This is a genomic window from Mesorhizobium sp. M0587, from assembly GCF_040320945.1.
Taxonomy (GTDB): domain Bacteria; phylum Pseudomonadota; class Alphaproteobacteria; order Rhizobiales; family Rhizobiaceae; genus Mesorhizobium.
In genome coordinates this window covers 1-24,597 of sequence record NZ_JAMYQP010000008.1, presented here as the reverse complement: position 1 = coordinate 24,597, position 24,597 = coordinate 1, and the positions used below count along the sequence as shown (strand labels likewise).

Here is a 24,597-nt window from a genome sequence, read left to right as displayed (position 1 = left end):
CTTTCCAACTGCAAAGGGCTGGAAAAGAGGATACGCTGCCGCCCGCCCCCAAGGCGGCCGCTTGATCATGGAGCACGGATATGAGCAAGCACAAGGTCGCCGCGTCGGACAGCGCCCCTGCGGAAAGCGCAACGTCCCGTCTGCGTCCGCCCTACAAGTCGGTTCTCGACCTGATCGGCCAGACGCCGGTGGTGGAGTTGACCACATTCGACACCGGCAAGTGCCGGCTGTTCATCAAGCTCGAGAGCCAGAATCCCGGCGGCTCTATCAAGGACCGCATCGCGCTGTCGATGATCGCCGCCGCCGAGAAAGAGGGCAAGCTCAGGCAAGGCGGCACAATCGTCGAGGCGACCGCGGGTAATACCGGGCTCGGCCTTGCCCAGGTCGGCATCCCAAAGGGCTATCGCATCGTGCTGGTCGTTCCCGACAAGATGTCGCGCGAAAAGATCCAGCATCTGCGCGCGCTCGGCGCCGAAGTGCGCATGACTCGCTCCGATGTCGGCAAGGGCCATCCCGAATATTACCAGGACATGGCCGAGAAGATCGCCGCCGAAGTGCCCGGCGCCTTCTATGCCAACCAGTTCGCCAATCCGGCCAATCCGCAGGCACATGAGACGACGACCGGCCCGGAAATCTTTTCGCAGCTCGGCGGCGATGTGGACGCGGTGGTTGTCGGCGTCGGCTCCGGCGGGACGCTGACCGGGCTTGGCCGTTATTTCGCCAAGGCATCGCCGAAGACGGAAATGGTGCTCGCCGATCCGGTCGGCTCGGTGCTGGCGCCGCTGATCAAGACCGGCAAGATGATTGAGGCCGGCAGCTGGACGGTGGAAGGTATAGGCGAGGATTTCGTGCCGCCCAATGCCGACCTGTCGCTGGTCAAGAAGGCCTATTCCATATCAGACAAGCAGAGCATGCTGGCGGTGCGCGACCTGCTGTCCAAGGAAGGCATTCTCGCCGGTTCGTCGTCGGGCACGCTGCTGTCGGCCGCCTTGCGCTATTGCCGCGAACAGACGCTGCCCAAGCGCGTCGTCACCTTCGTCTGCGACAGCGGCAACAAGTACCTGTCGAAGGTGTTCGACGATTTCTGGCTGGCCGAACAGGGCTTGGCCGAGCACGAGCAGCATGGCGATCTGCGCGACCTAGTGATGCGCTCGCATCGCACCGGCGACACGGTCTATGTCGGTCCGGACGAAAGCCTGCTCAACGCCTATGGCCGCATGCGCCGCTCCGACGTCTCGCAGCTGCCGGTGCTCGACAATGGCAAGCTCGTCGGCATCGTCGACGAGAGCGATATACTGGCCAAGGTGGACGGCCCGTATGACGGACGCTGGGAGCGCTTCAACGGCCCTGTGCGCACGGCCATGACCTCCAATCTGCACACTTTGCAGGCGAGCCAGACGCTGGACGCGCTGCTGCCGGTGTTCGACCGCAACGAGGTCGCCATCATCTTCGACGGCGACGAGTTCATCGGCCTGATAACCCGCATCGACCTAATCAACCATCTGAGGCGCGCACGATGACTTCATCCGGCAAGAACCGACTGGCTTTTTCGACGCGCACCATTCATGGCGGCCAGAACCATGATCCGTTGACCGGCGCGGTGATGGTGCCGATCTACGCCACCTCGACCTACGGCCAGCAGTCGCCGGGGGTGCACAAGGGGTTCGAATATGCCCGCAGCCAGAACCCGACGCGCTTCGCCTTCGAACGCGCCGTGGCCGATCTCGAAAGCGGCTCGGCGGCCTTCGCCTTCGCTTCCGGGCTGGCGTCGATCGCCACTGTGCTGGAGCTGCTCGATTCCGGCGCCCATATCGTCGCCACCGACGACATCTATGGCGGCTCCTTCCGCCTGATGGAGCGGGTGCGCAAGCGCTCGGCCGATCTCAAGGTCAGCTTCGTCGATTTCACCGACCTTGCCGCCGTCGAGGCGGCGATCCGCCCGGAGACGAAACTGCTGTGGGTCGAAACGCCAACCAACCCGCTGCTGCGCATCGTCGACCTCGAAGGCGTCGCGGCCCTTGCCAGGCGCAAGGGCATCCTCTCGGTCGCCGACAACACCTTCTGCAGCCCCTATCTGCAGCGGCCGCTGGAACTCGGCATCGACATCGTGGTCCACTCGACGACGAAGTACCTCAACGGCCATTCCGACATGGTCGGCGGCGTGGCTGTCGTCGGCGACAACAAGGATTTGGCCGACCGGCTGAAATTCCTGCAAAACGCCATCGGCGCCATATCGGGTCCGTTCGATAGTTTTCTGGCGCTGCGCGGCCTCAAGACACTGGCGCTGAGGATGGAGCGGCACTCGTCGAACGGTCTGAAAATCGCGCAATGGCTGGAAAGCCGCAAGGATGTGCGCAGGGTGATCTATCCCGGCCTCGCCAGCCATCCGCAACATGCCGTCGCCGTCCAACAAATGCACGCCTTCGGCGGCATGATATCGGCCGTGCTCGACCGCGACCTCGCCGGCACAAAACGCTTCCTCGAGCGCACGCAATTGTTCACGCTGGCCGAAAGCCTCGGCGGTGTGGAGAGCCTGATCGAGCACCCCGCGCTGATGACGCATGGCTCTATCCCGGCGGAGAAGCGCGCCGAGATCGGCATTTCGGATTCGCTGGTGCGGCTGTCGGCGGGGATCGAGGATGGCGACGATCTGATCGCGGACCTGGAGCAGGCGCTGAGGGGATAGCGCTATCGGAAGGCCTGCCATCGCACTCAGTTGACCCAAAGCCCCAACTGTCCGAAATGTGGCGCCCCATGGCCACGCGCGAAACACCTCCCGAAACTCCCCTGACCTTCGCGGTGCTGGTGTTTCCCGGCTTTCCGATGATGGCGTTCAGCTCGGTTATCGAGCCGCTGCGCGCCGCCAATATCTTGGCAAAACGGCAGTGCTATCGCTGGATCATCGTCGGTGGCACAAAAGGCCCGGTCGAGGCTTCGAACGGCGTCGTCATCCAGCCGGGCTTTTATGCCGAGAATGCGCCGAAGGTCGATCGCATCGTCGTCTGCTCGGGCGGCGATGCCGATCATCTCGTCGCCGAGGACGCGGCAAGCTGGATTCGCAGGAGCCTGCGCAATGGTGCCCATATCGGCGCGGTGGCGGATGCGGCATTCTTTCTCGCTCGCGCCGGCCTGCTCGACGGCCATGCCTGCACCTTGCATTGGACCAGCCAGGCGGCGTTCACCGAAGCGTTCCCCAACATCGAGCTCCGGCGCGATCTCTACGTCATCGACCGCAAGCGCTTTACATCCGCCGGCGGCGTCGGCAGCCTCGACATGATGCTCGAGATCATCGCCAACGACTACGGCGCCGAGCTCGCCGCCGGCGTCGCCGAATGGTTCGTGCACAGTCAGTTGCGCTCCAGCGTCGACCGCAAGCTGATGCCGCTGCGCCTGCGAACCGGCGTCCAGAACGAGCTGGTGCTGTCGGCCATCGCCATCATGGAGGATGCGGTCGAGGAGCGGCTCGGCATGGCGGAGCTCACCGCGCGGCTCGGCGTCTCCTCCGACAAGCTCGAACGCTCCTTTCGCTCCGAACTCGCCATCTCGCCCAATGGCTATTACCGGAGGCTCAGGCTGAAACGCGCCGCCGACCTGCTGGCGCATTCGACGCTGGCGGTGCGCGACGTGGCGCTGGCCTGCGGCTTTGCCTCGATGTCGAGCTTTGCCCGAGCTTTTCGGGAAGAGCATGGCCATCCGCCGAAGCTGGCGAGAAGGCATTAGGCCCGCAGCCGCGATGAGACGTTGGCGGGACAGCGCCCCCCTCTGCCCTGCCGGGCATCTCCCCCACACGGGGGGAGATCGCTGTCATCGCTGCTTTCGCCAATTTCCGAGGTTGAAAAGTGAAGCGCGGCCGGCGAAGCAGCCAATCTCCCTCCTCGTGGGGGAGATGCCTGGCAGGGCAGAGGGGGGCGCGAAGAATCGCGACGCAACCGACTGGCCAGCGGCATCCCGCACAACCCACGCGGTTTTTCGCACAACCGCCGCTCCCCTCCTGCGCCATGGTCTGGGCTCGCACACCACAAAGGCCGTACCCCCCATGAGCATCGTCGTATTCGACCCAGACAGCACAGAAGACGTGGACTTCAAGGATCGCATGCGCCATCCCGCGGCCGCCGATCCGGCGGGCGGCATGTGGCTGTCGGACACCGAGCCGTCCTTCATCGATGCGGATGCCTTGCGCAAAGGCCGGCTGGCAAAACTGCGCGGCTGGATGCGCGAGGCCGGTTATGGCGGCGTCGTGCTGTTCGACCCCTACAACCAGCGCTACGCCACCGGGTCGCGCAACATGTTCGGCTATTTCCTGCGCAACTCGACCCGCTATTTCTTCATCCCCACCGAAGGGCCGATCGTGCTGTTCGAATATCCGCAGAGCTACCATGTCTCGATGGTGCTCGATACGATCGACGAGGCGCGTCCGTCCAAGCTCGTGTGGTCGTCGGTCTCGGGCCGCGACGACGAAACCGCTGGTCCCTTCGCCGACGAGATCGCCGAACTCTTGAAGCAGCATGGTGGCGGCTCGACGAAGCTAGGGCTCGACCGCTGCAGCCATCTGCAGGCGCTGGCGCTGGAAAAGCGCGGCTGCGAGGTCCGGGATTGCCAGGGCGAAATCCTGGCGGTGCGGGCGGTCAAGACACCGGAGGAAGTCAAATGCCTGCAGGTGTCGATGGCCGGTGCCGAGGCGGCGGTCTATGCGGTGCGCGAGGCGATCAAGCCCGGCGTCTCCGAAAACGATCTGTTCGCCATCATGTATGGCGAGGTCATCCGCCAGGGCGGCGAGTTCATCGAGACGCGGCTGTTGACGTCCGGCCAGCGCACCAATCCGTGGTTCAACGAGGCCAGCGGCCGCAAGATCCGGCCCGGCGAACTTCTGGCGCTCGATACCGATACGATCGGCTGCTACGGCTATTATTCGGATTTCTCGCGCACCTTCCGCTGTGGGCCAGGCAAGCCGACTCCTTACCAGAAGTCGCTCTACCGCATGGCGCATGACCAGGTTCAGCACAACATCTCGATCGTCAAACCCGGCATGGCGTTCCGCGAAATCGCCGAAAAAGCCTGGAAGATCCCGGACCGCTTCGTCGACCAGCGCTACACCTCGGTGATGCACGGGGTCGGCATGCATGGCGAGACGCCGTTCATCGCCCATGCCATTGACTACGAGACCTATGGCCGCGACGGCCATATCGTGCCAGGCATGGTGGTGAGCGTCGAAAGCTATATCGGCGAGAAGGGCGGCCGCGAGGGCGTCAAGCTGGAGGACGAGATCCTGATTACCGAAACCGGCACCGAACTTCTGTCGCGCTTCCCCTATGAGGATGAATTTCTGGAGAAACAGGTTTGATGCTGGATCCGCGCTCCTTGGCGACTGTCGCGGCCTCCCATCGCTTCGTCATCCTAGGGCGGAGCAAGGAGCGTAGCGACGCGGCGCAGACCCTAGGATCCATGCCGCGACTTCAACGCGCCGCAACGGTGCAAGTTCTGCTCCGCTGCACCCTTCGGCTAACCTCCCGGCATGGATCCTCGGGTCTCCGCGACGGAGCTTCGCTCCTGCTCCGCCCGTGGATGACGAAGGTGGGGAGGCACCGGCCAATCGCCAGGGCCTGCGCCAGCCCACTGAACGGAGCCGCGTTGGCCCGCACCCCAGGCCCATCCGCATGAAAAGCCCCATTGCCATCAAGCGCGGCACGGTGGCCGCTGTTTTCATCGACCTGCAGGAAGAGCACCGGCAGGACCCGCGCTACTTGGTCGAGGGGTTTGAAAAAATCCTCGCCAACGTGCAGCGCCTGCAGGCGACGGCGCGGCAGAACCATGTGCCGCTCTACCACTGGGCCTATATCGTCGATCTCGACCGCCAGGAGCGGCCGTTTCACCCGCTCGGCCCCGACGGCAAGTCGGCCTTTTCCGACAAGAGCGACCCGCTGACCGAGATCTGCCATGAGGTAGCGCCGGCGGATGGCGAGACCTTTCTGATCAAGGCCGAGGCCAGCGCCTTCCGCACCGGGCTGGCGCCCGATCAGCTCAAGGCCTCCGGCATCGAATGGCTGGTCGTTGCCGGCGTGTGGACCGAGGCCTGCATCGACGCCACCGTGAAGGACGCCCTGGCGCGCGGCTTTCGCGTGCTGCTGGTCAAGGATGCCTGTGGCAGCGGCAGTGCTGCCATGCACCAGACCGCCATCCTCAACCTCGCCAACCGGCTTTATGGCGGCGCCGTCACCGACACCGACGGCGCGTGCCGGCTGCTGGCCGGCGAGACCGCCACCGCCTGGCAGGTCGAAGGCTCGGTACCGCTACGCTTCACCTTCGACAACGCGGCCGGGCTTTACGCTGATCTATGACTGCCGGGAGCCGCGGCAAATACGAGACACGGCTCGACCCGGCCCTGTGGGCCTATATCGCCGCGGTCAACGCCTGGTATCCGCCCGAGATCACCGGCCTGCCGATCGACAAGCAGCGCGCGGTCTATGACAGAATGTGCCGGGCCTTCCATCAAGGCCGTCCGCCAGGCGTCAAGGCCAGCGACGGCCTGATCGCCGCCGCTGGCCGCGACATCCCGGTCCGGCGCTACCAGAGCGCCGGTCAGGGCGCACCGGCCACGGTGCTCTATCACCACGGCGGCGGCTTCATCCTCGGCGGGCTCGACAGTCATGACGACATCTGTGCCGAGATCTGCGCCGGCACCGGCTTCGACGTGCTGTCGGTGGACTACCGGCTGGCGCCCGAACATGTGCATCCAGCGGCTTTCGACGACGCGCTGGCCGCCTTCGAATGGGCAGTGGCCACGACGGGCGGGCCGCTTGTGCTGTGCGGCGAGAGCGCCGGCGGCAATCTGGCGGCGGCCGTAGCGCGAGCGACGCGCCGGCGCGAGGCGATCGGACAGGTGCTGATCTATCCCGAACTCGGCGGCGACGAGAACTCGGGCTCCTATGTCGAGCATGCCGGCGCACCGCTGCTGTCCGTGGCCGACATCGGCTTCTATCGCGACGTCCGCTCGGCCAAGCGGCAATCGCCCGCCGATCCGAGCTTCTCGCCATTGCGTGATGACGACTTCTCCGGCCTGCCCCCGACGGTGATCATCACGGCGGAGTGCGACCCGCTGTCCTCGGATGGCGAGGCCTACCGCGATCGCATCCTGGCTGCCGGCGGCAAGGCGTGGTGGCACGAGGAGAAACGCCTGGTCCACAGTTTCCTGCGCGCCCGCGCCACGGTGCCGGCCGCGGCGCAAGCGTTTGCGCGCATCATCGCCGCGATTGCGGCGCTCGGCCGGGGGGATTGGCCCTACTGATACCTCGCCTTACTGCGGCGTCACGATACTTGCTTCGGTTGAAGCAACGTTTCGCCAGAGCGCCTTTTCACCGAGCGTGGCAACCATGCCGGCATGCGCGGCGCGCTCGGCCTCGGTCAGACGTAGCGGCAAGGGCGCCGGGCGCTGGCTGACCACAATTTCGATCTGGCGGACGTTCTCGCCACCGCCGGCCGGCGCGGTGGCGCTGTCGAGGATGAGCGCCGCCTGCTTGCCGCCGATCAGCTCGATATAGACCTCGGCCAGCAGTTCGGAATCGAGCAAGGCGCCGTGCTTGGTGCGCCTTGTGTTGTCGATGCCGTAGCGCCGGCAGAGCGCGTCGAGCGAATTCGGCCCCATCGGGTGCTTGCGGCGCGCCAGTGCCAGCGTATCGACGACAAGGCCGGGATCGACGACGGGGTGACCCAGCCGGCCGAACTCGACATTGAGGAAGCCGATGTCGAAGGTGGCGTTGTGCGCTACCAGCTTGGCGCCGTCGATGAAGGCCAGCCATTCCTGTGCAATATCGGCAAAGGTCGGCTTGCCCGCCAGGTCCGCCGCGCTGATGCCGTGTACCGCTTGCGCCTCGGCGTGGATCGCCCGGCCCTGTGGATTGATGTAGTGATGGAAGGTCTTGCCGGTCGGGAAGCGGTTGACCAGTTCGACGCCGCCAAGCTCGATCACGCGGTCGTCGCGCGAATCAAGGCCGGTGGTTTCCGTATCGAAAATGATCTCACGCATCGAATCAGTCCGCTCCTGAGGAGCAGAATCATACACCAGAACAAAATGGCAATGGAAAACGAAGCTGGCCAGCGCAATGACTACAGGTTTGCGCTGCCTCTCATCGGTTAGCGGTGCCTGAAGCAATGGCCTGCCGACAATATCAGTGGCCTAGCTTGCCCACCCCTGTCATCTGCCCAATGATCGCCTCGACCTGCGCGCGGGCGGCGTCCAGCCCCTGGCCGGTGTCGATGACAAAATCGGCCTGACGGCGCTTTTCCGCGTCCGGCACCTGTTTGGCCAGGATCGACGCCAGTCTTTCCTCCGTCATTCCAGGCCGCGCCAGCACGCGCCGGCGCTGGATCTCGGCGGGCGCGGTGACGACGACGACCTTGTCGACCCGACCGCGGCCGCCGGTTTCGAACAGCAGCGGAATATCGAGGACCACGATCGATTCGCCAGCGTTACGATGCCTGGCCAGGAAGGCGTCGGCATCGGCGCGGACCAGCGGATGGATGATCGCCTCGAGTTTTTTCAGGGCCGCCGCGTCGCCGAGCACGCGCGCGCCGAGTTTCGCGCGGTCGACCACACCATCCGTGGTGGTGCCCGGAAACGCAGCCTCGACCAGCGGCGCCGCCTTGCCGGAATAAAGCCGATGCACCGTTTCGTCGGAATCGTGAACCGGCACGCCCGCCTCGGCGAACATTTTTGCCGTCGTCGACTTGCCCATGCCGATCGAGCCGGTGAGGCCGAGCACGATCATGGTTTCGGCACCAGGTCGGCTTCGATCAGCGCACGCAGCTCTGCCGTGACCTGTGGCCTGATGCCGTACCAGTGTTCGAAGCCGGGCACGGCCTGGTTGAGCAGCATGCCGAGCCCGTCGACGGTCTTCAGCCCCCGCTCGCGCGCCGCCGCAAGCAGCGGCGTTTCCAGCGGCACATAGACGATGTCGGTGACGATGGCATGATCCGGCAGCCGAGCCGGGTCGGCGGGCAGACCTTCATTGCCGACCATGCCGAGCGCGGTGGTGTTGACCAGCAGGGCGGCGTCCGCCAGCAATTCGTCGGTCGCGGCCATGTCATGCGCGGACACGCCGGCGCCGAAGCGGTCGCGCAACTCCTGGGCCCGGGCCAGCGTGCGGTTGGCGATGCGGATATCGGCGACGCCGCGTTGCTTCAGCGCATGGATGACGGCGCGGGACGCGCCGCCTGCGCCAAGCACCACCGCCGGACCCTTGCTTTCCCAGCCCGGCGCGTGATCGTCGAGATTGGCGGCAAAGCCGTGGCCGTCGGTATTGCCACCCCACAGCGTGCCGTCCTCGAGCCACAGCGTGTTTACGGCGCCGATCTCCTGCGCTGCCTGGTCGCGGCGCTCGACCAGCGCGAAAGCGGCTTCCTTGTGCGGAATGGTGACGTTGCCGCCGCGGTAGCCATTCGCCTGCAATGTCTTCAGGAATACGGCAAAGTCCCGGGGCGCGACATCGATCGCCTGATAGCTGCCGTCTATGCCGTGCTTGGCCAGCCAGTAGCCATGAATCCTGGGCGAGCGCGAATGCTTGATTGGATGGCCTGTGACGAAGGCCTTTTTCGTCGCCTCAGCCATCGATCGCCCCCAGCGCGCGAAGTTCCACGAGCAGCGGCAGCAGCGGCAGGCCGACAATGGTGAAATGGTCGCCTTCGATCTTGTCGAACAACTGGATGCCTTCGCCCTCGACCTGGTAGGCGCCGACGCTGGCCAGCGCCTTGACGCCGACACGGGCCAGATGCCGGCCGATGAAGGCTGGGTCGAGCTCGCGCATGGTCATGCTGGCGATACCGACATGCCGCCACAGCACCTCGCCGTCACGGACCAGCACGGCGGCGCTGTTCAACTGATGGGTCTTGCCCGACAACGCCAGCAGATGGCGGCGGGCGCCTTCCATATCGGCCGGCTTGTGGAACACCTCGTCGCCGAGCGACAGCGTCTGGTCGCAACCGAGCACCAGCGCGCCGGCTCGGCGTTCGCTCACTTCGGTTGCCTTGGCTTCGGCCAGCACCAGCGCGACGTCCTCGGGGGAGGCGCCGCTGTCTTGCAAAGGCGCCTCGAGCGCGCGCTCGTCGACATTGGCCGGCACTGCTTCCACGTCGACGCCGGCATCGACGAGCATCGCCTTGCGGAACGGACTCCCGGAGGCAAGGATGATTTTTTCGGTCATGATTCTTTCCCGCACCTGATCGTCATTAAGTTCCTGACCTGGCAGAGAACCGTAGCACTCCAGAGCCATCGTCACGGCATGGATCCTAGGGTCTCCGCGACGCCGCTTCGCGGCTGCTTCGCCCTAGGATGACGAAGGCGTGGTGGCTTCTCGGCCAATCGCGAATGTCGGAGTTCGGCATCTGCGCTGTCGAGTAACGTCCGGCGGCAGATCGCCGACCTCTGAGACTGGCCGAGACAATCATCCCTTCGTCATCCTAGGGCGGAGCAAGGAGCGAAGCGACGCGACGCAGACCCTAGGATCCATGCCGTGACCTTTCGGCCTTTGCAGCGGTGGGTAATAGCGATGCGCCACACGGTTCCAATTACCGCGTCTTCCCCCGCAGGGCAACGATGGCCGCTGCCGTTTCCTCGATCGAGCGGCGGCTGACGTCGATCATCGGCCAGCCATGCCGCGTGCAGATCTGGCGGGCGTAGGCGAGCTCCTCGTTGATGGCGGCCCGGTCGACATAATCGGTGGGCACGTAGGAGCTGCTGTTGCCCAAGATGCGGTTCTGGCGGACATGCGAGATGCGTTCGGCGGTGGCGATCAGCCCGACGATCAGCGGCGTCCTGGCGCTGAGCAGGCTTTCCGGTACCGGCACGCCGAGCACGATCGGAATGTTGGCGGTCTTGATGCCTCTGTTGGCGAGATAGATGCTGGTCGGTGTCTTCGAAGTGCGCGAAATGCCGACCAGGACAACGTCGGCATCGTCCATATTGGCCGGCAGCTGGCCGTCATCATGGTCCATGGTGAAGTTCAGCGCATCGATGCGGCGGAAATATTCGGCGTCGAGAACATGCTGGGCGCCGACGCGCCGGCCGGCCGGCGTGCCGAGATAGGACTGGAAAACGGTAAGCACCGGCTCCAGCACGGAGACACAGGGCAGACCCATCGCGGCGCAGCGCTCGTCGATGCCGCGTGCGAGCTTCTGGTCGACCACCGTATAGAGGATGATGCCCGGCTCCTCCTCTATGTCGTCGAACACTTTCGCCACCTGCTTCTCGGTGCGGATGAGCGGATAGATATGCTCGATGGCGCGTGCATCCTTGTATTGCGCGGAGGCCGCCCGGCCGGCGGCAAGCAGCGTTTCACCGGTCGCGTCGGAAATCAGGTGCAAATGGAAGAAGCTTTGGGGTTTGTTCACAGGGATCACCTGGGGCTGTGGGCGGATGTGGATAAGGTCGGACGGAAAGACCGAGCCGTCGGAGGCGACTGTATCAGATGGCTGTTTGTCCACAATTCGATGCTCTGTAGGCTTCGGCGGGCGACTGGGGACAAGTCTGGGGACCGGTTCTCTTGGCCTTCGGCTGTCCACAGGGCCGGTTTTCCCCGCCGTAGCCTAACGCTTTGACTCCAGTGGAGGATTCCAGACTGTCCCCAGAACCCTACAGTCCGGCCTGAGAAGCGCGCGACAATATGCTTGCTGGTCTTTTTCGGGGCAAAGCGGGACAGGTGACAACCACCATAACCAACAGACTCTTAGAATCAGAAGAATCTTAGATATAAGAATATTTGATTAGAAAGAGGCTTGGAGAAGCGAGCGCTCGATGCACAAAAACCGGATCATGCTGGACGTCCTGAAGGGCGAAGCCGTCTTTCCGCCTCCGCTCTGGATGATGCGTCAGGCCGGGCGCTACCTTCCGGAATATCGAGAGACGCGAAGGCGCGCCGGTTCGTTCCTAGACCTCTGCTACGATCCCGACCTCGCCGTCGAAGTGACGCTGCAGCCGATCGAGCGCTTCGGTTTCGATGCGTCGATCCTGTTCTCCGATATCCTTGTCGTGCCGCATGCGCTTGGCCGCGACGTGCGCTTCGAAGAGGGGCGAGGACCGCTGCTGACGCCGATCACACCCACCGAGATCACGGCTCTTGAAAGCAAAACGTTTCACGTGAATCTCGAACCGGTCTACGAGACGGTTCGCCGGCTGCGGGCGAAACTGCCCGACGAGACCACACTGATCGGCTTTTGCGGCGCGCCATGGACGGTGGCGACCTACATGATCGCCGGTCATGGAACGCCCGACCAGGCCCCGGCACGGCTGTTTGCCTACCGGGAGCCGGTGGCGTTCAGGCAGTTGCTGAAGGTGCTTGCCGATCATTCCGCCGCCTATCTGATCCGCCAGATCGAGGCGGGTGCGGATGTGGTGCAGATATTCGATTCCTGGTCCGGCGTGCTCGACGATGCGTCTTTCGACCTATTCTGCGTCCAGCCGGTGGCTGAAATCGTGCGGCAGGTTCGGGTCGTTCATCCTGATATTCCAATCATCGGGTTTCCCAAGGGAGCCGGCGCCCGCTACCGGACCTATCGTGAGAAGACCGGAGTGACGGGGCTGGGGATCGACTGGACGGTGCCCCTGGAGGCGGCGAAGGATTTGCAGCGCTCGGGTGCGGTTCAGGGCAATCTCGATCCGTTGAGGCTGGTGGCTGGCGGCAAGGCCCTGTCCGATGGTGTCGAGGCGATACTGAAGGCGTTGGGCGACGGACCGCTGATCTTCAATCTCGGCCACGGCATAACGCCTGAGACGCCGATCGAGCATGTCGAGGCGATGGTGAAACTGGTGAGGAGCGCGACCCGCTGATGGCCCAGTCAAACAAAAGCCGCGCTAGCGTTACGAACAGCGCCGGCCAGGCGATGGTGCGCATGATATCGGGCATTGCCATGCTGCTCGTTCTAGCGGCGCTTTTGTATTTCGCAGCACCCGACAGTTTCTATCCTTGGGCTAAGGCGATCCATATCCTTGCCGTCATCTCGTGGATGGCCGGCATGCTCTATCTGCCGCGGCTGCTGGTCTACCACGCGGACGCCGAGAAGGGCTCTGTCCAGTCGGAGACCTTCAAGGTGATGGAGCGGCGCTTGCTGCGCGGCATCATCAATCCGGCGATGATCTTGACCTGGGTGTTCGGGCTCTGGCTCGCCTGGAAAGGCTTTGCGTTCCAGGGCGGCTGGCTGCACGCCAAGATCGGCGCTGTGCTCTTGTTGTCCGCCGTTCATGGCTATCTCGCCGGTGCGGTGCGCAAATTCGCCGAGGACCGCAACGAAAAGCCAGCGAAGCACTGGCGAATCGTCAACGAGATCCCCACATTGCTGATGATCGCCATCGTCATCCTGGTTGTCGTCAAGCCGTTCTAAGGCTTTTGTGGTCTCACAAAACGCAGCTTGCTCTTTCACCCGACCGACGATAAAAGACGGGTCTTCCTTCCCGTCATGCGCCGCCCGTCATTGCTATCGGCCGCGCCCGGCATTTGTCGCATTCGCCGATATTTTTCCCAAAGCTTACCCAGACTCCATCTGTTCAAGGTCCGTCTATGCAAGAAATGAAACTCGCCGAGTTCAAGAACAAGAAACCGCCAGAGCTGATCGCCTATGCCGAATCGCTCGAGGTGGAGAATGCCAGCGTCATGCGCAAGCAGGAGTTGATGTTCGCAATCCTGAAGAAACTGGCCGCCCAGGACATCGAGATCATCGGCGACGGCGTGGTCGAAGTCTTGCAGGACGGTTTCGGCTTTCTGCGCTCGGCCAATGCCAACTATCTGCCAGGTCCCGACGACATCTACATCTCGCCGTCGCAGATCAGGCGCTTTTCACTGAAGACCGGCGATACGGTCGAAGGGCCGATCCGCAGCCCGAAAGAGGGCGAGCGCTATTTCGCGCTGCTCAAGGTCAACACAATCAATTTCGACGATCCCGAAAAGATCCGTCACAAGATCCACTTCGACAATTTGACGCCGCTCTATCCGACCAAGCGGCTGAAGATGGAGATCGACAATCCGACCTCCAAGGATATCTCGCCGCGCGTGATCGACCTGGTGGCGCCGATCGGCAAGGGACAGCGCGCGTTGATCAACGCGCAGCCGCGTACCGGCAAGACGGTTCTGATGCAGAACATCGCCCACTCGATCACCGCCAACCATCCGGAATGCTATCTGATCGTGCTTCTGATCGACGAGCGGCCGGAGGAGGTGACCGACATGCAGCGCTCGGTGAAGGGCGAGGTGATCTCCTCCACCTTCGACGAGCCGGCGGTTCGCCACGTCCAGGTCGCCGAGATGGTCATCGAGAAGGCCAAGCGGCTGGTCGAGCATGGCCGCGACGTCGTCATCCTGCTCGATTCGATCACCCGCCTCGGTCGCGCCTACAACACCGTGGTGCCGTCCTCCGGCAAGGTGTTGACCGGCGGCGTCGACGCCAATGCGCTGCAGCGGCCGAAGCGCTTCTTCGGTGCCGCCCGCAACATCGAGGAAGGCGGTTCGCTGACCATCATCGCCACCGCGCTGATCGATACCGGCAGCCGCATGGACGAAGTCATCTTCGAAGAGTTCAAGGGCACCGGCAACTGCGAAATCCAGCTCGACCGCAAGGTCGCCGACAAGCGCATCTATCCGGCCATGGACATTCTGAAGTCGGGCACCCGCAAGGAGGACCTGCTGGTGCCGCGCGCGGACCTGCAGAAGATCTTCGTGCTGCGCCGCATCCTGGCGCCGATGGGAACCACCGACGCGATCGAGTTCCTCATCGACAAGCTGAAGCAGACCAAGACCAACGCGGACTTCTTCGATTCGATGAATACGTAAGGGGCTTCGTTAAGACTGTCGGCTGATCGCGGACGTTGGCGCTGCCCCTCATTGCCCTGCCGGGCATTTCTCCCCGTATAGTGACGGGGAGAAAGAAGCCCGCACCGATGATTTGGCCAATTCCAACGTTGCAGAAAAAGGCGGGGAGGCTGCGTCCGCCCTCCTCTCCCCGTCACTATACGGGAGAGGATGCCGGCAGGCAGGTGAGGGGCAGCACCAACGCTTGGAAGTGTCTGGCGACGTAGACCTGAGACGGTCTGCCAGTATCTGGAGCTTGCCTATTACCGGCGCAGGAGCTGCTCGAACTCTTCAGAATCCGTCACCACCGGCAAACACACCTGCCCAGTGCAGAGCCAGGCGCCCGGACTGTCGGTCGGCGGCAGGATTCCGCCGGGCAACACGGATCGATTCGCTTCCGAACCGATTGCCACTGAAATATCCACCCTTCGCGGATCCGGATTTCGATTCGCGATCGGAACAAGCTGCGGATCTTCAGGATCGTCCACCAGCACAAGCTTCAGCGGCTCGATCGCCATCGCGCAGGCATTGACGATGCTGGCTTGGCCGTAAGCCTGGTGCGCCGCCCGACCGGCGGCATGTTCGGCGACTTTCCAAGCCTTTTCCTGGAGTTCAAGATCGCCGGTGACAGACGCGAGCCGCACGAGTGCTTCGACAATCTGGCCGTTGGCCGAAGGAATGGCCTCGTCGACGTCGCCCCTGATGCGGATAGGCACGTCGGTGGCGTCGGAGGCAGTCAGATAATAGCCGGCCTTTTCGGGATCGGCGTGCCAACGGTCGAGTTGCCCGATGAACTGGCCGGCCCGATCGACATAATTCCAGTCGCCGGTCGCTTCGAACAGCGAGATCGCCGCATTGGTCATTGCGGCGTAATCGCTCGACAAGGCAGGAAACAATTTCCTGGCGCCGAGCATCGAATGCGGCAAGCGGTGATCGCGGCAGGCGGCGCTGATATGGGCAAAGGCCTTTGCAGCCGCGTCGATCCAGTCCTTCCGGCGAAGCGACCGGCCAGCTTCGGCAAGGGCTGCGATCATCAGGCCGTTCCAGTCGGTGAGGGCCTTTGCATCGAGGCCTGGCCTGGCCCGCTCCTCCCTGACGGCCAGAAGTCTTGCCTTCAGGGGGACAAGCCGCTCGTGATCGACCACACTTTGGGCTTGCTGAGCGCGGGTTTGATGGAGAACCGGCTTGCCCTCCCAGCCATGCGGGCTGGACAGCGTGAAGTACTTGAAAAATAAAGACGATTCGTCGCCAAGAGCGGCGTCGACCTCTTCTCTGCTCCAGGTGTAGAAGAGCCCCTCCTCGCCGTCGCTGTCGGCATCGAGGCTGGCGGCAAAGACGCCGCCGGCGACACGCATTTCGCGTAGCAACCAGTCGACAGTGTCTTCGATTCGCCTCCGGAACAAATCATTGCCGCTTGCAGCATAGGCCCAGTTGCAAAAGCGGATGAGCTGGGCGTTGTCGTAGAGCATTTTCTCGAAATGCGGCACCAGCCATTCGGCGTCGGTCGAGTAGCGGCTGAGGCCACCGCCAACGTGATCATAAATGCCGCCGCTCAGCATCCGTTCGAGGCCAAGCAGCACGGCATCGCGGTGCGTGGCGTTGCCGTCGCGCAGCCAGGACAGCCAGAGTGTCTGCATGAACGGCGCGTTCGGGAATTTCGGCGCGCCGCGCAGGCCGCCGAGGTCCCTATCGATCATGCCATCAATGCCCTTGGCAAGGTCGGCCAGCGTGCCGGGGTCGAGTACCGCTCTTGCGTGCGAACCAGCAAGCCGGGTCTCGACATGGGTGGCCAGGCCGTCCGCGCTCTGGTTGAGGCTCGCTCGCTTCTCCCGCCAGGCCTTGTCCACCGCTTCCATCACCTGGATGAAGCCGGCGCGGCCGTAGCGTGGCTCGCGCGGGAAATAGGTGCCGCCCCAGAATGGCTTGCCGTCCGGCGTCAGGAACATGGTCAACGGCCAGCCCCCTTGCTCGCCCATGGAGGACAGTGCCGCCATATAGATCTGGTCGATGTCGGGACGCTCCTCGCGGTCGACCTTGATATTGACGAACAGACGGTTCATGACGGCGGCGACGTCGTCGTTCTCGAAGCTTTCGTGCGCCATGACATGGCACCAGTGGCAGGCGGCATATCCGACGGAAAGCAGGATCGGCCGGTCCAGGGTCTTGGCCTCGTCGAGTGAGGCTGGTGACCAGGCCCGCCAGTGGACGGGATTGCCGCTGTGCTGCTGCAGGTACGGGCTGGCTTCTTCGGCAAGCAGGTTTTGCGCGGGCAGCGTCACAATAGGCAAACTCGGTTTCACACTGTTGAACGAGGAAAGCTAGGGCGGTTCGGTAGGTCGGGCAAATGATTTCAGGCGATTCGATCGTTGCGCTTTCGAGCGGCAGGCTTCCCGCGGGCGTGGCCGTCCTGCGCATCTCCGGCCCACAGACTCGATTCGTTATCGAAACGATTGCGGGTGGGATGGTTAAGGACCGCACCGCGGTTCTGCGCAGGCTGCGCGCGCCGGATGGAACCGTGCTCGACAACGGTTTGGTTGTTTTCTTCCCCGGCCCAGCCAGTTTTACCGGCGAGGATGTGGGGGAACTCCACGTCCATGGCGGGCGCGCCGTGGTGGCCAGGATGCTGGAGACGGTCGCGGGTTTTGACGGCGTCAGGCATGCAGAACCCGGTGAATTCACGCGTCGCGCCTTTCTCAACGGCAAGCTTGACCTGGTGGAAACCGAGGCGCTGGCCGATCTCGTCAATGCCGAGACCGAAGCGCAGCGGCGCTTTGCCATTCAGAATGCCGACGGCGCCCAGAGCGAACTCTACCTGGGCTGGCGAAGACGGCTGATACATGCCCGCGCCATGATCGAAGCCGAGATCGATTTTGCCGACGAGGACGACGTGCCCGGCTCCGTTTCGGATGCGGTCTGGTTTGATGTCAGGGCGATGATCGGCGAGATCGATCGGCACATTGCTGGATTTCGTGCAGCCGAAATCATCCGCGACGGGTTCGAGGTCGTCATTCTGGGTGCTCCGAATGCAGGCAAGTCGAGTCTGTTCAATGCCTTGGCTCGGCGCGATGCCGCTATAGTAACGGATGAACCGGGAACGACCCGTGATCTGCTTGAAGTGGTACTTGAACTCGAGGGCGTGCGCGTTCGGCTGACGGATACCGCCGGGCTGCGTGACGAGCCCGGCAAGGTCGAGGCGATCGGCATCGAAAAGGCGAAGGCCAAGGCGCATGGCGCCGATCTCTTGCTGCTGCTCCAGGACGCTGCGGACCCCAGGGACATTGGTTCACTGCCGGTCGCAGCCCCGGCTTTGCGTGTCGGCACCAAGCTCGATTTGTTGGGCGGGCGAGCGGCGCAGGCCGCGGCAGAACGCTACGACCTCGTGATTTCCGTCAGGGACGGCAGCGGTGTGGAGCAGCTGCTGGCGGATATTGGGCAGCGGGCGGCGCGTGCCGCAGGGAGCGTCGGCGATGTCCTGCCGTCGCGACTTCGGCATGTCGAACTGCTTGGCGAGACGAACCGCCATCTCCATCGTGCTGCAGGCGATCAGGCTGTTGGACAGGAATTGCGCGCCGAGGAGTTGCGGCTGGCCGCCGACAGGCTCGGCCGGATCGTTGGCGCCGTCGACGTCGAGGATCTGCTGGACGTGATTTTCGCGCAGTTCTGTATTGGGAAATGACTCACGTGAAACAGTCGCGGTGCGCCGGGAAGGGATCCTGTGACTCACGTGAAACACAATCCCGGACTGTGGCGCCGCTCCTCATTGCCCTGCCGGGCATTTCTCCCCGTATAGTGACGGGGAGAAAGAAGCCGGTCGCAGCCTCTACGCACTTTACGATGCCGGTCATTGGCGACGTCGGCAATGAAAGCGCCCTCTCCCCGTCACTATACGGGGAGAGGATGCCGGCAGGCAGGTGAGGGGCGGCGCCAGCCAGGATGGTTGCCTCTGTGCGGTTCGGCGCATTGACTCACGTGAAACATGGCGGCAGGGCGTGCCGGCGTTGTTTCACGTGAAACGAGCGGCGGAGTTTTCTTGACAGCGCCGCCTTGCGGGCACATGTGTCGCTCATTCTTTTGAGTCCAGGAAGTTTCGAAAATGACCGATCACTATGATGTGGTTGTGGTGGGCGGCGGCCATGCGGGGTGTGAGGCGGCCAGCGCTGCCGCGCGCGCCGGTGCCCGGACCGCGTTGGTGACGCTGCGCTTCGACACAATCGGCGTGATGTCGTGCAACCCCGCGATCGGCGGGCTCGGCAAAGGCCATCTGGTTCGCGAGATCGACGCCTTGGATGGCTTGATGGGCCGTGTGGCCGACGCGGCCGGCATTCAGTTCCGCCTGCTCAACCGACGCAAAGGCCCGGCGGTGCGCGGCCCGCGCACGCAGGCCGACAGAAAGCTCTATCGCCTCGCCATGCAGCAAGCGATTCGGCAGCAGAACGATCTCGACGTCATCGAGGGCGAGGTCCTGGACTTCGAGATCGACGACGGGCAGATCGCGGCTGTTCTCCTGGCCGATGGTCGCCGGCTCGCCTGCGGTGCCGTGGTTCTGACGACCGGAACTTTCTTGCGCGGGCTCATCCATATCGGCGAGAAGAAGATCGTCGCCGGCCGTATGAACGAGCAGGCAAGCAATGGGCTATCGGCGACGATGGGCCGCGTCGGCTTCAAGCTCGGCCGACTGAAAACCGGTACGCCGCCGCGGCTCGATGGCCGAACCATCGATTGGGCATCGCTGGAGAAACAGGCGGCGGATAAGGATCCCGTGCCGTTCTCGCTGATGACCGACCGCATCGAGACGCCACAGATCGATTGCGGCATTACGCGCACGACCGCGGCCACGCATGAGTTGATTCGTCTCAATCTCGGCCGGTCGGCAATGTATTCGGGTTCGATTGAAGGGGTGGGACCGCGCTATTGTCCGTCGATCGAGGACAAGATCGTCAAGTTCGGCGAGAGGGACGGGCACCAGATCTTTCTCGAGCCGGAAGGGCTCGACGAAGATACCGTCTATCCTAACGGCATTTCGACCTCCTTGCCTGAGGAGGTTCAGCTCGACATTCTGAAAACCATTCCCGGGCTTGGGCGCGCTGTCATGCTGCAGCCCGGCTACGCCATCGAATATGATCATGTCGATCCGCGCGAGCTGCACCCGACGCTGGAGGCGAAGCGTCTCGGCGGGCTGTTCCTTGCGGGACAGATCAACGGCACGACCGGCTACGAAGAAGCGGCCGGGCAGGGCCTGCTTGCCGGTCTCAATGCGGCGCGGCGGGCGGCGGGAAGCGAACAGATCGTGCTCAGCCGCACCGAAGCCTATATCGGCGTGATGGTCGACGATTTGACCAGCCGCGGCATCAGCGAACCTTACCGGATGTTCACCTCGCGGGCCGAGTTCCGGCTGTCGCTGCGAGCCGACAATGCGGATGAGCGGCTGACGCCAGTGGCGGCCAGGCTGGGGATTGCGTCGGTGCAGCGCATGCAGCGCTACGATGGCGCGATGCAGCGCCTCGACGAAGCACGCGAGTTGGTGAAATCACTCGCCATGACCCCCAATGAAGCAGCGCGGCACGGACTGGAGATCAATAAGGACGGCGTGCGCCGGACCGGCTATGAGCTGCTGGCCTACCCAAACGTCGACGTGGTCTGGCTGGCGGGCATCGAGCCGAAATTCGCCGGGATCGACTCCAAGACGGCAGAGCGACTCGAAACGGAAGCGAAATATTCGGTCTATCTCGATCGCCAGAAGACTGATGTGGCGCAGATCCGGCATGAAGAGAGCCGCCTAGTTCCGGAGACGGTCGATTTCTCAGGCGTGCCCGGCCTGTCCAACGAATTGAAGCAGAAGATGCAGGCGCGGCGGCCGCGCTCCATCGCCGATGCGCAGCGCATGGAGGGCATGACACCGGCAGCGCTGGCGATCATCGTCGCGCATGTCCGCCATGCCGAAAGTGCGCGTAGTGCCGGTGAGCAGAGGGACGTTGCGTGAGCTCTGTCTCTTGGAAGAACCTGCAGAACGCGGCCGGCCCGGTTTCACGTGAAACATTCGATCGCTTGGTGGCGTTCGAAGAGATGTTCCAGAAATGGAATCGCAGCATCAATCTCGTTGCGCAATCGACAGCGGGGGATGTCTGGCAGCGGCATATCTTGGACAGCGCGCAGCTCGCGCGCATCGAGCCGACCGCTACAATTTGGGTCGATATCGGCTCGGGTGGCGGATTTCCGGGCCTGGTCATGGCCTTCCTGCTTGCCGAACGCGCCGGCGCCGCCATCGATCTGGTTGAAAGCAACCGCAAGAAAGCGTCGTTTCTGCAGGCCGTCATTGGTCAATTCGGCTTGCCGGCGCGGGTCGTGGCGCGTCGCATCGAAGACAGCCATGCGCTTGTTTCGACACCGCAAATCGTCACGGCACGGGCACTGGCGCCGCTTTCGACCTTGCTGGATCTGGCGGCGCCCTGGCTGACGTCGGGTGCGCGCGGTCTGTTCCATAAAGGCCGGGATTACCGCGCCGAAGTGCAAGAAAGCGTTCACCGATGGTCTTTCGATCTGGTAGAACATCCAAGTGTGACCGACGCCAGCGGCGTCATCCTCGAACTGTCTAACCTGCGACCCGTCTGATTTGCGTTTGGCGACCCAAAATGAATTTCTGGCATAGACCTATGATGAAGAATGGCCCCCGCATCATCACCGTAGCCAACCAGAAGGGCGGCGTCGGCAAGACAACCACCGCCATCAACCTGGCCACAGCCCTGGCGGCCATCGGCGAGAAGGTGCTGATCGTCGATCTCGATCCGCAAGGCAATGCCAGTACGGGTCTCGGCATCGACCGCAAGGACAGGACTGTCTCCTCCTATGACGTGTTGACCGGCGAGCTCGAACTCGAAGCCGCGGCCATTCCGACGGCTGTGCCCGGCCTGTCGATCGTGCCCTCGACCCTCGACCTGCTTGGCATCGAGATGGAAATCGCCTCGGCGCCGGACCGGGTGCTGCGGCTGCGCAACGCCTTGCGCGCCGCGTCGGCGCGTTCGGCTGGTTTCGGCTATGTGCTGATCGACTGCCCGCCGTCGCTCAACCTCCTGACGCTGAATTCGATGGCGGCCGCCGATTCGGTGCTGGTACCGCTGCAATGCGAGTTCTTCGCATTGGAAGGCCTCAGCCAGTTGCTGGAAACCGTCGAGCAGGTGCGCCGCTCGATCAACCCGGATCTCACCATCCAGGGCATCGTGCTGACCATGTATGACGGCCGCAACAACCTCGCCAACCAGGTGGTGCAGGACGTGCGGGCGCATATGGGCGACAAGGTCTACGAGACCATCATCCCGCGCAATGTTCGGGTGTCCGAAGCGCCGTCCTACGGCAAGCCGGCGATCCTCTACGACCTCAAATGTTCGGGCAGCCAGGCCTATTTGCAGCTGGCTTCGGAAGTGATCCGCCGCGAGCGAAAATTGCGCGCCGCTTGATTAGGCCGCGCTGCATAGACCGGAAATCCGATTCGATACCGAAACGACCTGAAGTCAGTTAACTGGAATCGTTATGAGCGAAGACCTTTCAAGAAAGAGACTGGGCCGCGGATTGGCAGCGCTGATCGGTGAGATCGACCGTCCGGCGGCACCGGAAAAGCCTGGCATGAGCGCCGACGGCAAGGTGCCGATCGAGTTCCTCAGCCCCAATCCGAAAAATCCGCGCCGGCATTTCGGCGACGCCGAGCTGACCGATCTGGCGCAGTCGATCCGCGAGCACGGCGTGGTCCAGCCGGTGGTGGCGCGGCCTTCGCCGGGACAGGCCGGCCGCTACGAGATCATTGCCGGCGAGCGGCGCTGGCGCGCGGCGCAGCGCGCCGGGTTGACCGAGATTCCGGTCATAGTCCGCGAGGTCAACGATCGCACCGCGCTCGAGCTGGCGATCATCGAAAACGTCCAGCGTACCGACCTCAATGCCGTGGAGGAAGCGCTTGGCTACCAGCAGCTCATCGACGAGCACGGCTACACGCAGGCCGATCTCGGGCAGGTGATCGGCAAGAGCCGCAGTCATGTAGCCAACACTTTGAGGCTGTTGAAGCTGCCTGACGTGATCCGCGACATGCTGGTCGACGGGGCGCTGTCGGCCGGCCATGCCCGCTCGCTGGTGACGGCGGAGGACCCGGCCGGCCTTGCCAAGCGCATCGTCGAAGAAGGGCTTTCCGTGCGCCAGGCCGAAGCGCTGGCGCAAATGCCGGCCAATGGCAGTGCGAAGGTACCCCGGCCAGCCGCAAGCCCGGAAGAAAAAGACGCCGACACGCTGGCGCTGGAAAAGATGATGACCGATACGCTGGGCATGCTCGTGTCGGTCGACCACAAGGGCAAGGGCGGCACGCTGCGCGTCGCCTATCGGTCGCTGGAGCAGCTCGACGAACTGTGCCGGCGGCTGAGGCAGGAACGCTAGTCGGTTGAGGCAATTTTGTATTTAGCCGGCTAATTAAATTACGGTTTAAGATTGAGGACGATAAAAGGGCTGGCGGTTGCCGGCCCTTTCTTTCTGCGGCGCTGATGTTTGGCGACGGCGTCGGAGCTGCCGATCTCCCCCACGAGGGGGGAGATCACGCGCTTCACCTTTGCGCCAGCCGGCTGCTCTCGACCGCGATCCCAAGCAGCGCTTGTCGCGCCAGGGCGACTGAAAGATCCGGTCGCCGCCGCGTCTGCAGCACGGCAGTCTGCAAGCGCGTCAGCGCTCGTCCCAGCGCCTCGACGCTCCAGCGCTCCAGCGCCCTCTCCACCAGTTTACGCCGCGAGAAAAAAACCGGCGGACGGGCGCCGGCAACCGCGGAGGCGGCGTTGCGGCCGCCCGACTCCATCTGGCCGCGCATGATCTGGATCTGCTGCAATTGGCGCATCGCCGAAGACAGCACCAGGAAAGGCGGACCGCCGGACTGGCAGTGGCGGGTAAAGGCGGCGTCGAAATCGCCGATCTTGCCTTCGAGAAGCGCGTCGACGGCGTCTTCGAAAGAGGCGCCGGACACGTCGCCCGACATCGCCTTGACCTCCTCCAGGCCGATCTCCTTCTGGCCGTGCGCGTAGAGGACGAGCTTTTCGATCTCGCCGCGCGAGGCCAGCCGGTCGCCGCCGAGATTGCGGCGCAGCGCCTGCCGTGCCTCCAGTGTCATCGACATGCCGGCCTTGCGCAGCTCGTCGTCGATGACGGTGTCGATATCGCGGGCTTCATCGGCGTAGCAAGGCAGCGCCATGGCAGTTCCGGCCGCCTCGACCACGGCGCGCAGCCCGACGCCCTTCTTCAGGTCCCCGGCCTCGATGAGAATGATCGCATCCCGCGCGGGCTCCGCTGTCAGTGCCTTGACATCGTCGGCCAACGCCTTCTGGCCACTGGCATTGCGCACCCACAAAAGGCGCCGGTCGGAAAACATCGGCACGGTGCGGGCCTCGTCGAGCAGCCGGCCCTCGTCGCGGTCGACCTCCGAGCCGTCCAGCCGGACCACCGAGAAGGGATCGTCGAGCGGCAGGCCGGTCGCGACGGCAAAGGCCTTGGCGCGCTCGGCGACGAGGCCGCGGTCAGGGCCATAGAGCAGGACGATAGAAATGCGCGGATCAGGCTTCGCGAGCCAGGAATCGACCTCGTATGCTTTCTTCTGCGCCATGGTGGGTGGGTAGCATGATGTGGCGTCGGGGTGAACGTTTTTCAGCTCGGGTTCGCCAAACCAGGCGCCCTTCCTCTCCCTCCGGAGGGGGGAGAGGTGGCGCTGCGCAGCAGCGACGGAGTGGGGGAAGGCGCTCGTCAACCGCGCCGCCGC

At 63.7% G+C, this 24,597-nt stretch carries 21 protein-coding genes; 14 read left to right on the top strand and 7 right to left on the bottom strand.

Going from position 1 to position 24,597, the window contains the following annotated elements; genetic code table 11:
- Positions 1 to 80 precede the first annotated feature (80 nt).
- The 6 genes from NKI49_RS09610 to NKI49_RS09585 all read left to right on the top strand — a co-directional run bounded on the left by NKI49_RS09610 (position 81) and on the right by NKI49_RS09585 (position 7,282).
- Complete coding sequence (locus NKI49_RS09610; RefSeq protein ID WP_352602667.1) at positions 81 to 1,520, top strand: pyridoxal-phosphate dependent enzyme; 1,440 nt, start codon at positions 81 to 83, stop codon at positions 1,518 to 1,520.
- Positions 1,517 to 2,686 (top strand): trans-sulfuration enzyme family protein, encoded by a 1,170-nt coding sequence (locus tag NKI49_RS09605; RefSeq protein WP_352602666.1) that lies wholly within the window; start codon positions 1,517 to 1,519, stop codon positions 2,684 to 2,686. Before NKI49_RS09610 ends, NKI49_RS09605 begins: the two co-directional genes overlap by 4 nt.
- A 68-nt stretch (positions 2,687 to 2,754) precedes the next feature.
- A complete protein-coding gene (locus NKI49_RS09600; protein WP_352602664.1) occupies positions 2,755 to 3,720 on the top strand; it encodes a GlxA family transcriptional regulator in 966 nt (321 codons plus the stop codon).
- Positions 3,721 to 4,036: 316 nt separating this feature from the next.
- Entirely contained in the window at positions 4,037 to 5,341 is a 1,305-nt protein-coding gene (locus NKI49_RS09595; protein ID WP_352602662.1) for a M24 family metallopeptidase, read from the top strand.
- A 313-nt stretch (positions 5,342 to 5,654) separates the two neighbouring features.
- The gene (locus NKI49_RS09590; protein ID WP_352602660.1) at positions 5,655 to 6,335 is read left to right on the top strand and encodes an isochorismatase family protein; all 681 of its coding nucleotides are present in this window, start codon (positions 5,655 to 5,657) and stop codon (positions 6,333 to 6,335) included.
- Positions 6,332 to 7,282 (top strand): alpha/beta hydrolase, encoded by a 951-nt coding sequence (locus NKI49_RS09585; RefSeq protein ID WP_352602658.1) that lies wholly within the window; start codon positions 6,332 to 6,334, stop codon positions 7,280 to 7,282. Before NKI49_RS09590 ends, NKI49_RS09585 begins: the two co-directional genes overlap by 4 nt.
- A 9-nt stretch (positions 7,283 to 7,291) precedes the next feature.
- On the opposite strand, the gene dnaQ is transcribed toward NKI49_RS09585, so the two are convergent.
- The 5 genes from dnaQ to NKI49_RS09560 all read right to left on the bottom strand — a co-directional run bounded on the left by dnaQ (position 7,292) and on the right by NKI49_RS09560 (position 11,379).
- On the bottom strand, positions 7,292 to 8,020 hold the full coding sequence (gene dnaQ, locus NKI49_RS09580) for a DNA polymerase III subunit epsilon (protein WP_352602656.1): 729 nt from the start codon (positions 8,018 to 8,020) through the stop codon (positions 7,292 to 7,294).
- A 142-nt stretch (positions 8,021 to 8,162) separates the two neighbouring features.
- Positions 8,163 to 8,762, bottom strand: a complete 600-nt coding sequence (gene coaE, locus NKI49_RS09575) for a dephospho-CoA kinase (protein WP_352602654.1) — start codon at positions 8,760 to 8,762, stop codon at positions 8,163 to 8,165.
- A complete protein-coding gene (locus NKI49_RS09570) occupies positions 8,759 to 9,601 on the bottom strand; it encodes a shikimate dehydrogenase (protein WP_352602652.1) in 843 nt (280 codons plus the stop codon). Before NKI49_RS09570 ends, coaE begins: the two co-directional genes overlap by 4 nt.
- On the bottom strand, positions 9,594 to 10,193 hold the full coding sequence (locus NKI49_RS09565; protein ID WP_352602650.1) for a Maf-like protein: 600 nt from the start codon (positions 10,191 to 10,193) through the stop codon (positions 9,594 to 9,596). Before NKI49_RS09565 ends, NKI49_RS09570 begins: the two co-directional genes overlap by 8 nt.
- 364 nt (positions 10,194 to 10,557) lie before the next feature.
- Positions 10,558 to 11,379 carry a pyruvate, water dikinase regulatory protein gene (locus tag NKI49_RS09560; protein WP_352602648.1) on the bottom strand — a complete coding sequence of 274 codons (822 nt, stop codon included), beginning with the start codon at positions 11,377 to 11,379 and terminating at the stop codon, positions 10,558 to 10,560.
- 403 nt (positions 11,380 to 11,782) lie between these two features.
- On the opposite strand from NKI49_RS09560, the gene hemE reads away from it, so the two are divergent.
- The 3 genes from hemE to rho all read left to right on the top strand — a co-directional run bounded on the left by hemE (position 11,783) and on the right by rho (position 14,807).
- A complete protein-coding gene (gene hemE / locus NKI49_RS09555; protein WP_352602646.1) occupies positions 11,783 to 12,814 on the top strand; it encodes a uroporphyrinogen decarboxylase in 1,032 nt (343 codons plus the stop codon).
- A complete protein-coding gene (hemJ, locus tag NKI49_RS09550; protein WP_352602644.1) occupies positions 12,814 to 13,365 on the top strand; it encodes a protoporphyrinogen oxidase HemJ in 552 nt (183 codons plus the stop codon). Before hemE ends, hemJ begins: the two co-directional genes overlap by 1 nt.
- Positions 13,366 to 13,541: 176 nt before the next feature.
- Positions 13,542 to 14,807: a transcription termination factor Rho gene (gene rho / locus NKI49_RS09545; RefSeq protein ID WP_027027181.1), complete on the top strand. Its 1,266-nt coding sequence runs from the start codon at positions 13,542 to 13,544 to the stop codon at positions 14,805 to 14,807.
- A 281-nt stretch (positions 14,808 to 15,088) separates the two neighbouring features.
- Here the strand turns inward: rho and NKI49_RS09540 are convergent, their stop codons facing one another.
- Entirely contained in the window at positions 15,089 to 17,104 is a 2,016-nt protein-coding gene (locus NKI49_RS09540; protein WP_352602813.1) for a thioredoxin domain-containing protein, read from the bottom strand.
- A gap of 65 nt (positions 17,105 to 17,169) precedes the next feature.
- Between NKI49_RS09540 and mnmE the strand changes: the two genes are divergently transcribed.
- The 5 genes from mnmE to NKI49_RS09515 all read left to right on the top strand — a co-directional run bounded on the left by mnmE (position 17,170) and on the right by NKI49_RS09515 (position 23,237).
- Complete coding sequence (mnmE, locus tag NKI49_RS09535; RefSeq protein ID WP_352602641.1) at positions 17,170 to 18,501, top strand: tRNA uridine-5-carboxymethylaminomethyl(34) synthesis GTPase MnmE; 1,332 nt, start codon at positions 17,170 to 17,172, stop codon at positions 18,499 to 18,501.
- 417 nt (positions 18,502 to 18,918) lie between these two features.
- The gene (gene mnmG, locus NKI49_RS09530; RefSeq protein ID WP_352602639.1) at positions 18,919 to 20,805 is read left to right on the top strand and encodes a tRNA uridine-5-carboxymethylaminomethyl(34) synthesis enzyme MnmG; all 1,887 of its coding nucleotides are present in this window, start codon (positions 18,919 to 18,921) and stop codon (positions 20,803 to 20,805) included.
- Positions 20,802 to 21,434 (top strand): 16S rRNA (guanine(527)-N(7))-methyltransferase RsmG, encoded by a 633-nt coding sequence (rsmG, locus tag NKI49_RS09525; RefSeq protein WP_352602637.1) that lies wholly within the window; start codon positions 20,802 to 20,804, stop codon positions 21,432 to 21,434. The genes mnmG and rsmG overlap by 4 nt, the downstream gene beginning before the upstream one ends.
- A gap of 41 nt (positions 21,435 to 21,475) precedes the next feature.
- Positions 21,476 to 22,276, top strand: a complete 801-nt coding sequence (locus tag NKI49_RS09520) for a ParA family protein (protein ID WP_091575900.1) — start codon at positions 21,476 to 21,478, stop codon at positions 22,274 to 22,276.
- A gap of 73 nt (positions 22,277 to 22,349) precedes the next feature.
- Entirely contained in the window at positions 22,350 to 23,237 is an 888-nt protein-coding gene (locus NKI49_RS09515) for a ParB/RepB/Spo0J family partition protein (protein WP_352602634.1), read from the top strand.
- Between the two features lie 163 nt (positions 23,238 to 23,400).
- On the opposite strand, the gene holA is transcribed toward NKI49_RS09515, so the two are convergent.
- Positions 23,401 to 24,444, bottom strand: a complete 1,044-nt coding sequence (gene holA / locus NKI49_RS09510) for a DNA polymerase III subunit delta (RefSeq protein WP_352602632.1) — start codon at positions 24,442 to 24,444, stop codon at positions 23,401 to 23,403.
- Positions 24,445 to 24,597: the final 153 nt, after the last annotated feature.

Coding starts and splice junctions, on each gene's coding strand:
- NKI49_RS09595 (WP_352602662.1), top strand. CDS start 4,037: ATGAGCATCGTCGTATTCGACCCAGACAGCACAGAAGACGTGGACTTC.
- NKI49_RS09610 (WP_352602667.1), top strand. CDS start 81: ATGAGCAAGCACAAGGTCGCCGCGTCGGACAGCGCCCCTGCGGAAAGC.
- hemE (WP_352602646.1), top strand. CDS start 11,783: ATGCACAAAAACCGGATCATGCTGGACGTCCTGAAGGGCGAAGCCGTC.
- hemJ (WP_352602644.1), top strand. CDS start 12,814: ATGGCCCAGTCAAACAAAAGCCGCGCTAGCGTTACGAACAGCGCCGGC.
- rho (WP_027027181.1), top strand. CDS start 13,542: ATGCAAGAAATGAAACTCGCCGAGTTCAAGAACAAGAAACCGCCAGAG.
- dnaQ (WP_352602656.1), bottom strand. CDS start 8,020: ATGCGTGAGATCATTTTCGATACGGAAACCACCGGCCTTGATTCGCGC.
- NKI49_RS09565 (WP_352602650.1), bottom strand. CDS start 10,193: ATGACCGAAAAAATCATCCTTGCCTCCGGGAGTCCGTTCCGCAAGGCG.
- NKI49_RS09515 (WP_352602634.1), top strand. CDS start 22,350: ATGAGCGAAGACCTTTCAAGAAAGAGACTGGGCCGCGGATTGGCAGCG.
- NKI49_RS09585 (WP_352602658.1), top strand. CDS start 6,332: ATGACTGCCGGGAGCCGCGGCAAATACGAGACACGGCTCGACCCGGCC.
- NKI49_RS09570 (WP_352602652.1), bottom strand. CDS start 9,601: ATGGCTGAGGCGACGAAAAAGGCCTTCGTCACAGGCCATCCAATCAAG.
- coaE (WP_352602654.1), bottom strand. CDS start 8,762: ATGATCGTGCTCGGCCTCACCGGCTCGATCGGCATGGGCAAGTCGACG.
- mnmE (WP_352602641.1), top strand. CDS start 17,170: ATGATTTCAGGCGATTCGATCGTTGCGCTTTCGAGCGGCAGGCTTCCC.
- NKI49_RS09605 (WP_352602666.1), top strand. CDS start 1,517: ATGACTTCATCCGGCAAGAACCGACTGGCTTTTTCGACGCGCACCATT.
- mnmG (WP_352602639.1), top strand. CDS start 18,919: ATGACCGATCACTATGATGTGGTTGTGGTGGGCGGCGGCCATGCGGGG.
- NKI49_RS09520 (WP_091575900.1), top strand. CDS start 21,476: ATGATGAAGAATGGCCCCCGCATCATCACCGTAGCCAACCAGAAGGGC.
- NKI49_RS09590 (WP_352602660.1), top strand. CDS start 5,655: ATGAAAAGCCCCATTGCCATCAAGCGCGGCACGGTGGCCGCTGTTTTC.
- holA (WP_352602632.1), bottom strand. CDS start 24,444: ATGGCGCAGAAGAAAGCATACGAGGTCGATTCCTGGCTCGCGAAGCCT.
- NKI49_RS09600 (WP_352602664.1), top strand. CDS start 2,755: ATGGCCACGCGCGAAACACCTCCCGAAACTCCCCTGACCTTCGCGGTG.